1 protein-coding gene is annotated in these 667 nt (G+C 48.0%); it reads left to right on the top strand.

Features of this window, described 5'->3' with window-relative positions; translation table 11 throughout:
• Nucleotides 1-241: 241 nt before the first annotated feature.
• A partial coding sequence (locus MICAI_RS16365) for a type IV pilin protein (protein WP_039900381.1) occupies nucleotides 242-667 on the top strand: 426 nt, incomplete at its 3' end.

Raw genomic sequence — 667 nt, 5'->3', positions numbered from 1 at the left:
GTGGGGAAGTGGGGGAATGGGGAAGTGGGGAATGGGGGAAGTGGGGAACGGGGAAGTGGGGAAGTGGGGAAGTGGGGGGAATGGGGGAAGTGGGGGGAATTTCAACTAAAACCCTAAAACCCTAACACCCGAACACCCCAACACCCCAACACCCTAACACCCCAACACCCCAACACCCCAACACCCCAACACCCTAAAACCCTAACACCCAAAATATAGTCAACATTGCCAGCGCCTAACTATGAAATACCTTCTTTTTTCAGCAATCAAATCACAGGAAAAAAAAGCGAGGGGTTTTACTCTAATAGAATTGTTGATAGTGGTGATTTTATTGGGGGTTCTCGCTGCCATCAGTTTACCGAATCTCTTTGGACAAGTCGCCAAAGGTAGGCAAGCAGAAGCGCGCGCAACACTGGGATTAATCAATCGCGCCCAACAGGGTTATCGTTATGAAAAAGGGACTTTTGCTACTTTATCTGAACTAGCTCTGGAAGCTGCCACTATTTCCCTAACATTCTATGATATCAGCGAAGTGGGAACTCCCAATGCTTTTGGAGCCGCCTATCTAGCGAATGCTGTGACTGAATTTGATGACGATATTAAAAATTATGCTGGAGCGGCTGGACAAACGGCAGCTGGGGCCTATACTGGTATTGTTTGTGAGGAT

It is taken from the genome of Microcystis sp. T1-4, from assembly GCF_000297435.1.
Lineage (GTDB): Bacteria > Cyanobacteriota > Cyanobacteriia > Cyanobacteriales > Microcystaceae > Microcystis.
Note: the sequence above shows the minus strand (reverse complement) of the source record. Positions and strands in the feature narration are given on the sequence as shown.